6 protein-coding genes are annotated in these 10,843 nt (G+C 61.8%); 2 read left to right on the forward strand and 4 right to left on the reverse strand.

All coding sequences use genetic code 11. From position 1 onward, the window contains the following. Positions 1-96 precede the first annotated feature (96 nt). Entirely contained in the window at positions 97-1,509 is a 1,413-nt protein-coding gene (locus VFZ66_00695; GenBank protein HEX6287670.1) for an ATP-binding protein, read from the forward strand. 350 nt (positions 1,510-1,859) lie between these two features. On the opposite strand, the gene VFZ66_00700 is transcribed toward VFZ66_00695, so the two are convergent. From VFZ66_00700 to VFZ66_00715, 4 genes are all read right to left on the reverse strand, one after another. Continuing rightward, positions 1,860-2,891 carry an STAS domain-containing protein gene (locus tag VFZ66_00700; protein HEX6287671.1) on the reverse strand — a complete coding sequence of 344 codons (1,032 nt, stop codon included), beginning with the start codon at positions 2,889-2,891 and terminating at the stop codon, positions 1,860-1,862. A gap of 51 nt (positions 2,892-2,942) precedes the next feature. Beyond that, positions 2,943-3,863 (reverse strand): hypothetical protein, encoded by a 921-nt coding sequence (locus VFZ66_00705; GenBank protein ID HEX6287672.1) that lies wholly within the window; start codon positions 3,861-3,863, stop codon positions 2,943-2,945. Between the two features lie 485 nt (positions 3,864-4,348). Next, entirely contained in the window at positions 4,349-6,013 is a 1,665-nt protein-coding gene (locus VFZ66_00710; GenBank protein ID HEX6287673.1) for a hypothetical protein, read from the reverse strand. 568 nt (positions 6,014-6,581) lie between these two features. Further along, entirely contained in the window at positions 6,582-7,139 is a 558-nt protein-coding gene (locus VFZ66_00715; protein ID HEX6287674.1) for a peptidoglycan recognition family protein, read from the reverse strand. Positions 7,140-7,948: 809 nt separating this feature from the next. Here VFZ66_00715 and VFZ66_00720 point away from each other — a divergent pair. Continuing rightward, positions 7,949-10,843, forward strand: a 2,895-nt coding sequence (locus tag VFZ66_00720) for an amino acid adenylation domain-containing protein (GenBank protein HEX6287675.1), incomplete at its 3' end; no start/stop codon positions are given.

Below are 10,843 nucleotides of genomic sequence, written 5' to 3' on the forward strand. Positions count from 1 at the left end.
CACCATCGCCCGGAAGCAGCGATTTCTCGTATATAGACCACAGCATCCCGCACCTGCGCCACAACATCGGCCTCGGTCTGGATTGTGAGGGCTCCTATGTTTTATAGCTTAAGAATTCGTCTCCTGCTCACATTGATGAGCGTTGTTTTCATTGCCGTAGGCACAGTAGCGTTATTCACAAGCCGGGCCACCTCGCGAGAATTTCAGGAATACGTCGAGCGCGACATGGTGCGGATGAAGTTTGTAACCGATGCGGTGCTGACCCATTATCAGCAGGGCCAGGGCCAAGAAGATCTGCGCAAGATTGCCAAACAGCTTACGCAGGTGCTCGGCGAGCGTGTTGTGCTAGCTGATGGTCAAGGAAAAGTGCTGGCCGACTCAGATGATCAGATCGTGGGGCAGACGATCGATCGATCATCGCCGATCAAAGCGGTTGTTGTCACCGTAGGACAGCCGCTCCAAAACACCCTCGTCATGCCGGAAGGACTCCAGCCCTTTCCGGTCGGTGCTGAATTAGCCCCCGCGCGACAACCATTGCCGATCGCCGTGCAACGTCCACTCAATCCTCAACAAGATCCGATCGAAGCAAGTTTCATCAGCTCAGTCAATCGTTCGCTCTTATTTGCTGTTACTGCCGCCGGTATTGTGTCGCTCTTATTGACCATTGCGCTTTCGCGCCGGATTTTGGGTCCGATCGAGACACTCACTGCTGCCGCGCGTGAGATGGAAAAAGGCGATCTCAGCCGACGAGTCCAGGTACGATCCAGGGATGAGATCGGGCAGCTTACCCATGCGTTCAACGCGATGGCCGACGGACTTGCCAATGTCGAGCGGTTGCGCCGAAATATGGTAACTGATGTCGCGCATGAGCTGCGCACGCCGCTGACGAATATTCGAGGCTATCTGGAGGCGATGCGTGATGGGCTTGCCCAGCCTACGCCCGCGCTGATTAGCTCGCTCCACGAAGAGTCGATGCTGCTTAATCGCCTGGTCGACGATCTTCAGGATCTGGCGCTGGCCGAAGCCGGACAGCTACGACTAGTATGCCAGCGCGTCACACTAGCCGAGATTGTGGAAAAAGCGACAAGTACCGTGCAGCTTGATCTGATCGATAAGGGGCTGGAGCTGGATGTTAGCGTCCCGACCGATCTGCCGGTGGTTGAGGTTGATCCTGAACGTATCGGCCAGGTCATTCGGAACTTGCTCAACAATGCCATGCGGCACACGCCCAGAGGCGGCACGATTGGCGTCACGGCAACGTTAAAGGATACTGAAATTTGGGTAGCGGTCAGTGATACCGGGGTCGGGATCGCGCAGGAGCACTTGCCGTACATTTTCGAGCGCTTCTTCCGCGCCGATCATTCTCGCACCCGCGCGACGGGCGGAGCGGGGCTGGGGCTGACGATCGTCAGTCAGCTGGTCAAGGCGCACGGCGGGCGGATCTGGGCGGAAAGCGCGCTTGGCGTGGGTTCGACGTTCACCTTCAGCCTGCCGGTTGCGTCTGCGTAGTCCCGCGCTGCCGGGTAGCACCTGGCTCACAGGGAGCACAGACACCACCTGATCGCGCGTCATGGTTGCCGTCGCTGCCCGCTGACCAGCGGCGGCGTGTTCTACGTCCGCGACCTGGGCTTCTCATGCGAGCAGCACGAGATCACCCAGGTCATCGAGAGCTGGCTCGTCAGCGCCAGCACACGACCGGACCAGGGATGGACGCGCGCCGAGCTGGAAACCCATCTCCGTTGTTCATGCCGCTGCCCCGCCTCACCTTGCCCGGCCACATCAAGACCGCCAGCTCTGGGGATGGTGGCTCTTGCGCCGCCGCATTCCGAAGCAGGTTCCTGATTCCGAAGTGACGCTATCTAAACTCGCGTATGCGCTTTTGTGGACATGTGTTCAAGAACCACTGTAATATCGCGGTAGATCTGCACTCCATGCACGCCCAGCCTCGATTGGGCGATCGTCCTGGCGACCTCCGCGCCAATCCCGACAATCGCTACCTCAACACCTAAGAGCTGAACGGCGTGCGTGAGCTGGACCAGCCCATCGGCTGCCTCCGGTGAGAGCGCCGCGATCCCGGTTAGATCGATGACCAGCACCTGTGCTCGCTGTCGGTGACATGTTTCGAGCGTGTGAGCCTGGATCGTGTTGAGCCGCTGCTGATCCAGCGCTCCCAGCAGCGGGAGCAGCCACGTGCCGTCGGCGATCGGGAGCAACGGCACGTTCAAGGCTTCGATCGTCGCGTGGTGCTGCTTAATCTCTGCCAGTAGGCGTGCCTGCGACTCAGCCCGCGCTTCGACCTCCGTGTAGGCCTGCTGGAGCTGCCCATGAGTCGCCTGCACCTCTCGAATCGCTCGCGTCAATCGCTCGTGGAATTGCCACAGCAAGAAGAAGCCGAACGCCAGCGATGCAGAAATCGCGCTGACCTGGAGCAGGTTGGTGAACCATGAGGGAATATGCGATGCCATGGGAAGCCAGATCCCAATGCTCGCGATGACGACGGCGACAGCCCACGAGCCGATCAGGAGCCGCCACAAGACCGCACCGCTCAGATACGGAAGCGCAATCGCGACGACAATGAACGGAATGATGATGAGATTGGGGTAGAGCGTTGGTTGCAGCAGCGCCATCAGCGATGCTGCCACAAGAAACCCAAGGCAGACAAGATGGATGGCAAGGTTCTGCGCGCGAGCGAGCTGCTGGCGGGCGATCAGCAGGACAATACCGTAGCCGAAAATGACACCGCTGCTGAGTCCGGTCGCCAGATCACCAAAGATCAGCGCCGTGATGCCATACACCACCGAAAATGCAAAGATAGCAGGTGTAAGCCAGTTCAAAAACCGCATAAGCTGCGGATGATGCCCGATCGGCCCGTGTGCGGTGAGATCATGCATGGATATTGGTTGCTCCAATGATAATGGTGGGCGCTGGAACCCTGCTCATCGCTAGGACACGCCAGGCTGATACCGAGCCGTCGCGATGGACCAGTCCATGTTCGCCCGCATCCAGGATCGCAGCCCGTCCGCAAACCACCGGGCATCCGGCGGCACGCGGTCTTCGGTCGTGCGAAAGGCGTATACTTCGGCATTGTGTTGCTCGCCCACCAGATCGACTGCGGTTTGCAGCGAGACATCCAACTCATGGTGGAGAATCAGGGCCAGATTATGCACATCGCCGCTGCGCAGCTCTTTGTCGAGCGAAAAGATGTCATTGGACCAACAGATGACATGGTTGGTGTTGCGCGCCAGGTGATACAGCGTGTGATCCTGCGTGTACGATGGCGGCATAGCCCGGGCGAGCGCAATAAAATGGAAGTACATATCGAGCCCGCCGGTAAAGGGCCGCTGCCTGAGATAGTCCTCACGGGCAGGAATGCGGCGGTGGAGGCGATTCTTGGCCTCCCAGACGTTCGCGGCAAAATAGTGCTCCACGCTCTGAATAAACGAGGGTGTCCAGGCCGGATGGGCCAGCCGCGCCAGGCGTTGGCAGAGATCGGCAAGGGCATACCCCGCGGCTCCATCGTGACTCGCAGGCGGGTCGCCGCGCAGAATCTTCAGAAATCGCTGATGAAGGCGCGTCAGCTCCTGGGGCTGCTTCCCGATCCCGGCCTCGTCGCACTGGTCGTCCAGCAGAAACAGCCACGTATTCCAATCAGAAATGACCCGTAGCGCCTCAGGAGCGGCATGCGGATAGGCGCGGCCCATCAGGATGCCATACTGCAACGTATAGAAGCGCCGCTCATCGGCAGGACGAATCAGATTAAACGAGCTGGCCCACTGAATCGTTTCATCTTCGGTAGCTGCCGCGTGCGGATTGATAGCGGGTAAGAATGGATTCTCTAGATTTGGCATACGAATACGTTCCATATTGCACTCCTTAGATACCATCGTTTCCCGATCATGAGATGCCCCATCATGGCAGCGTGGGTGGGGGGAAGTGAGTACTGCCTATCTCGCGAAAAGCTATGATCATCGATCCATTGTGCCAAAAGCGAACGTTCTACCAATAGCTCATCGGTACAGATCGTTGCCAAACATTGTGTTAGCACCTACTTGTTAATGTCGTTGGTGCGAGAAGCGCATACCGGATCATGGGCGGCTGATCCTCGTCTTCCAGCCGCCGAACATGTCGATATGCGGTGGCTGGTGCGGGCGGTGTGGCGTGCCGGGCAGCGATGATCGCATGCGAGCACCTGATCCTCTTTTGTATCGGAAACCGATCCCACAGCCTGCGACAGACATAGCCTACCAGCAGCGGATGGCAGCTATCCATCCGCCGCTGGTAGACCATGACATAACCCAGGGTTGCATGACGGTCGATGGTGGGACGGAACGCCTGCCCATCCCAGCGGCTACCGCAGCGTCGTTGGGAGGAAGAGACGGTGCTCCACGATGCGCACGGCGGCGTGTTCCAGAGTTGCCTGGAGCGGAGTTTCCCCGCGAAGGAGATCGCTCTGCTGGGTGTCGTTGCGCGCGAACTGCACCAGGGTGCTATGCGTGAGGGCTTTCGGGCGGAAGCGGATCGAGGCCAGTGTGCCGTATCCACTGAGCTGCGCGCTGGTAGGTGTTGAGAGCGAGAAGACGATCTCGCCGGTAACGGGATCGACCCGGTTCTCCGTCACTGCGTCCGCGACTTCGGGGTTGGGCGTAATCGCAGGAGCGGGATTGCCCAGCGCGTCGATGACCTCAAGCGCCGTGGGATCGAAGCGCAGATGGGCCACCACCCGATCGGCAGGCATGCTCGATAGATCGAACTGGAGCGCAAGCTCGAAGGTCTGCGTCTGGTCGATCGTCGTTACCTGGGGATTGAGGGCGAGACGCGGCGAGAAGGTGTTGAGGATTCGCGCCGCACCGGAGCGGTTTACGCCGCCGACCGTGGCAAAGCGACCGGCGATCATCACCTTCCCGTCGGGTTGCAGCTTAATCGAGCGGATCTTACCGTTTCCCACATCCGCTGCTGCGAAGGTGGCATCGAGCGTGCCGTCGGGGTTGAGCCGCGTCAGCGCGCCTGTGCCGAGCAGCACTTTGCCATCGGCTTGCAGGGCGAGGTCCTCGCTGCCAGCCAGGGGATACGGCGGCACAAAGCTATGATCGAGCGATCCATCAGGATGCAGGCGTGCAATCCCTAGTCGGCGCACGCCGCCGATCGAGCTAAAGACACCCACGATCAGGATCTTGCCGTCCGGCTGGAGGGCCATCGAGTTGACGTGACCGCCCTCGGTGCGATTGATCACCGGAAAGGTCGCGTCCAACGATCCATCGGCGTTGAAACGGAGCAGCTCGATGCGGTCACTGCCTCCATTGATCGATGTGAACCAGCCTCCGGCCAAAACTTTACCGTCGGGCTGCACCACAAGCTTACGGGCCATCGCGGATGTAATCCCAGGATCGTTGGGCAGGGGCGTGAAGCTGAGATCGAGGGAGCCATCGATGTTGAGCCGTGCAAGATTGCTGCGCCGCTCGCCGTTGACTCTCGTGAACTCGCCGCCGATCAAGATCTTGCCGTCGGGCTGGAGCGCGATGCTCACGATCTGCCAGAGATAGAACCCGGAGAACTCGACGGCATGAAAGGTGGGATCGAGCGTGCCGTCGGCGTTGAGACGCACAAGCGAGTCGTGAGGCGTGCCGTTGACGCGCGAGAACTTTCCACCGATGAGGATCTTGCCGTCCGGCTGGAGCGCCAGGGCATAGATCACGCCATCATCGACGCTGGTGGCGGCAAAGGTGAGATCGAGCGTGCCGTCGGTGTTCAGGCGCGCGATCCGGTGGCGCGTCTCCCCGTTGATACTTGTGAACTCGCCGCCGATCAGGATCTTGCCGTCGGGCTGCACGACCATAGCGTAAACCGTGGAAGCGTCAGCATCAAATGCGCTGAGCATAAACGTGGGGTCGACAGCACCCTCGGCGGCGTGGACCACCGTCGCAGGCGGGAGGGCCGCGAGGAGCAGCAGCAGACAGGGCAGCAGCGACAGCAGGATCGGGCGAACGTGGCGGGCTATGGTTGACGTGTAGCGCATAGGTTTATTCCTTAATGATCACGCTCGACAGGTACGGCACACCCGGAGGGGGCAGGAGCATGCTGTTGCATACACCTGCCTATACGTAGCGAGCTCGTCGCAAGTAACATCGGTGAACATGATCCGTAGGATTTTATCCCTGCCCGTCACGAAAGCAAGGCTCAGAGAACGTGCGATAAGCGAAACCACGTGGTGGAGGCAATAAAGGCGATGGCATGGGTCATCGGCGGGGAACGCCAGCCCGATGGAGAGGTTGGTATCTGGGGAGAACAGCGGAAAGGCTTTACGGCAAAACAATACCGTAACGTGATCCCTGGTGCTTAGAGCGCCACATCGACAACGTTCGGAGCAGGAAGAGGCGAGTGACCTTCCTGCTCCGAACGATTCCAACCAGGATCGGTCGAGCTGATGCTGGCGCGCTGCGTGAGCCGCGCGTGACCCATCTAATCGCGCGATGATCTACCAAAAGATCGTCGCGCGTCTGTGTAGCAGCGCCGAGCGCCGTCTGGCGGTTACGTTCAGCGGCTCGTCGTCAAGGGTGGGTGTGTCGACAGGCCACCATTCAGGCTCACGCGCTGGCAAGCCGCTGCCGAACATCGTCACGCAGCCGGGGGAGCATGGCATAGAGCCGATCGCCGGGGCATTCCGTCGCGTTGAAATCGCGATGTCCAAAGATTCGCCCAGGCCCAAGGCCGTATTGCTGACAGATATAGGCGCAGAGACTCACCAGCTTGTTGTACAGCGCGTCCGGTGGCGTTGCTGACGTATAGGTTCCCTCGTTCTCGATCCCGATCGCCACATCGTTCTGCCCATCGCAGTGCGCGCCCAGGACATGATTGACGCCGTTATCCAGGACGGGGATACTGCGGTGCCGTCCGGCCATGGCGTACCCGCCTCGGCTGATGGTGAAGTGCTGCCCGGTATCGCGCCAGTGCCGTACGTCCATGTGGAAGTTCTGGATGCTGCGCGCGAGCTCAAAGGCATGTGCCTGTGAAAAGTCGCTGCTGTTGGGTCCGGCGGTGTGATGGATCAGAATCTTGTTTGGGCGATGGCTGAGCACGTCAATCGGCTCCGACGGTGGTCGCGCGCCCCATTCGTCGGTGGTGTAGAGGCGCGGTCGGTTCACTGCGGCCTGGGCTGAATCGGGAAGGAGCAGGCCGCTCCCAGCAAGGACGACACCAGCTCCGACGCCAAACGTTGTTTTGAGCAGGGTTCGACGAGAGACACGGCAATCATCGCACATGTGGGTACCTCCATGAATAGCATAGATGAGTGGGACTGGTTTGGTGGGGCGCTGCTGGTGGAAACCATCAGTGCTGGTCTGAACAGACCTCGGCGGACGTAGTCGATGGAACGGGACGGGTTCTAAACGGTTGTTAACTATCTCTGATGGATTAAACCATACCGCTGGAGGAAAGAAAACCGGTCAAGGGGTACAAAAAGGGGTACAGTTGCGGGTGCTGCCGCTGTGCATCCCAGCGCCTAGCGCCTCGTACGGGCGCACCGGAGCATCTCACGGTTGATGGAGAGGGCGTGGCGCGCGAGCTGAGCTGTCACGGCTGCGCAGGCGGGGCGCCGATTGGTGGAAGATCCTTGCAGGATACGCTATACTACACAGACCCCCCTTTACTATTTTTCACAAATATGGAGGTCGCTCCTGGCCGTGCTCGATCCGGCTTCATCGTACCGATTGGCATCAGCCTGACATGACCTGCCCTCCGGACGCCGTCCGGCGGCGGCGCGGAAAAGCACCAGGCCGCTGCCAGCCAGATCAAGGCAGGTTGTCTCATGCCGTCAGGCATTCATGCCCGATGAACGCGACGCAGCCGATGCGGGGCCAGGCTCAACGATCACGCGGACTCGCTCATGGATGCAGGAGTTGTCGACGGAGGATCGCCGAACGACCCCGCACCAGACGAAGGAGCCATACACCAGATGCGCATGGAGCGCCATGACCTGGCAGCCCTTTCAGCGGAAGAGCTGGAGCTGTTTGCCTATCTCCTCGAAGAAGCAGGGCTGGAGGTCGACTCCCGCCAGCCGATCGTGCCACGTACGCTCCGGAGCGGCCTGCCGCTGTCGTTCGCGCAGCAGCGCCTCTGGTTTCTGGACCAGTTGCAGCCCGGCAGCAGCGTCTACCATATCGTGGTGGCTGTCCGGCTACGCGGCCCGCTCGATCCCGACGCCGTTGCGCGCAGCCTGGCAGCGGTGGTCGCGCGCCATGAAAGCCTGCGCACGACGTTTGCCATGCAGGACGATCAGCCGGTCCAGGTGATCGCTCCGACCGTGGAGGTGCCGCTGCCGGTGGTGGAGGTGCCGCCGCTGCCAGCAGCCGAGCGCGAGGCGATGGTCGCCGCCCTGGTGCGCGCCGAGGTCGCGCCGCCCTTTGATCTGCGCCGGGGACCCCTGATCCGCGCGCGGCTGCTGCGGCTAGAGCAGCATGACCATATCCTGGTGCTGACGCTGCATCACATCGTCTCGGATGGCTGGTCTCAGGGGGTGCTGCTGCGCGAGCTGACCAGCTTCTATCGCGGCTATGCGCAGAACGAGCCGGTCAGCTTGCCCACACTCCCGATCCAGTATGCCGACTACGTCCTCTGGCAGCGGGCGTGGATGGCAGGCGCGGTGCTGGAGGCGCAGCTTGCCTACTGGCGGCGGCAGCTTGCGGGTGTCGCGCCGCTGGATCTCCCAACCGATTATCCTCGTCCGCAGGTCGCGAAGGATCACGGCGCGATCGTCGAGGTCGTGCTTCCGGCAGCGCTCAGCGCCCAGATCATACGCCTGAGCCAGCAGCTCGGCAGTACGCTGTTCATGACGCTGCTGGCGGCCTTTCAGATCCTGCTCGCCCGCTATAGCGAACAAGACGACATTGCGGTCGGATCGCCGATCGCGGGGCGGGTGCTGCCTGAGCTGGAAGGCTTGATCGGGTTCTTCGCCAACACGCTGGTGCTGCGGACGGATCTCGCGGGCCAGCCCACGTTTGCCGAGGTTGTGGCGCGCGTGCGGACGATGACGCTGGATGCCTTCGCCCATCAAGATCTGCCGTTCGAGAAGCTGGTGGAGGATCTTCAGCCGGAGCGCGATCCGAGCCGGACGCCGCTGTTCCAGGTGATGTTTGCCCTTCAGAACGCGCCGCGCGCCGACGTTGAGCTGCCCCATCTACGGCTTGAGCCGGTCGCGACGATCACCCAGACCGCCAAATTCGATCTGTCGCTGTCGCTGGTGGAGACGCCTGCTGGCATTCGGGGGCAGATCGAGTATCGCGCCGATCTCTTCGTGGCCCTAACGATCGCGCGCATGGCAGCGCACTTTCAAACGCTGCTGGCGGCTATCGTCGGTGATCCGTCCCGGTCTATCGACCGCCTGCCGCTCCTGACCGCCGCCGAACGCGCGCAGATCCAGGGCTGGGAGGTCACGCTGCCGACGGAGGATGCCTGCCTGCACTGGCTGATCGAGGTCCAGGCAAAGCGCGTGCCCGCATCGATCGCGGTGGAACAGCATGGCGCGGCGATCACCTACGCGGAGCTGGATCGACGAGCGAACCAGCTTGCGCACCATCTGCGCTCGTTGGGCGTGGGGCCGGATGTAGCGGTGGGCCTGTGTCTACCCCGCTCGATCGCGTTTGTGGTGGCGCTGCTGGGAGTCCTTAAGGCGGGGGGCTGCTACGTGCCGCTCGACCCGGCCTATCCCCAGGAGCGGCTTCAGCTCATGCTCGCCGACAGCGCGGCGCGCGTGCTGATCACCCAGGAGTCGCTGCTGCACCCAGAGGGTACCCGGCTGCCAGGCTACACAGGTACGATCGTCTATGTCAACCGTGACGCGCCGCAGCTTGACCGGCTGCCGACGGTCGCGCCCCGCGCCGAGGTGCAGCCGGATCACGTGATGCTGATCCTCTATACCTCAGGCTCGACCGGAGCGCCCAAGGGTGTGCTGCTCACGCATCGCAATCTGGTCAGCTACCTGCGCGCCATACGGGAGCGCTGCCCGCTTCGGCCTGCGGATCGGCTGCTTCAGCTCGCGTCGATCAGCTTCGACATCAGCGCGGAAGATCTTTTCACCACGCTCACGATTGGTGCGACGGTAGTGCTCCGCACCGAGGCGCTGCTGAGCAGCCCTGAGACGTTCGAGGCAACCTGCGCCCGCGAGCGGATCACGGTGCTGAACCTGCCGACCGCGTTCTGGCATGTGCTGGCGGAGGCGAGCGAATCCGGCCAGTTTACGCTGCCGCCGTCGGTGCGCCATGTGATCATCGGCGGCGAACATGCGGCGCTCGATCGGGTGCGGCAGTGGCAGGCGCGCTATGGCGAGCGCGCGTCGCTGCTCAATTCGTACGGCCCGACCGAGACGACGATTGGGGTGACGGCCTACCTGGCTCCCACAATCCTGCCCGCCCATCTGTTCGACACGCCGATCGGACGGGCGCTGGTGAACGTGCGGACGTATGTGCTGGATGCCCGGCTGGAGCCTGTGCCAATCGGGGTGCCGGGCGAGCTGTACATCGGCGGGGTGCAGCTCGCGCGCGGCTACCTGAACCGGCCCGATCTGACCGCCGCGCGCTTCATCCCTGATCCACTCAGCCGACCAGAGGGCACCCGGCCAGGGGCGCGGCTCTACCGCACGGGCGATCGGGTGCGCGCCATGGCGGATGGAACGCTGATCTTCCTGGGCCGGGCCGATACGCAGGTCAAGCTGCGTGGCTTTCGCGTCGAGCTAGGCGAGATCGCGGCGGTGCTGCGGCAGCATCCCGCCGTGCGCGACGTGGTGGTGCTGCTGCGCGATGAGCGGCTGGTAGCGTACGTCGTAGAACAAAGAACAACAGAACAACGGAACAAA

It is taken from the genome of Herpetosiphonaceae bacterium, from assembly GCA_036374795.1.
Taxonomy (GTDB): Bacteria; Chloroflexota; Chloroflexia; order Chloroflexales; family Kallotenuaceae; genus LB3-1.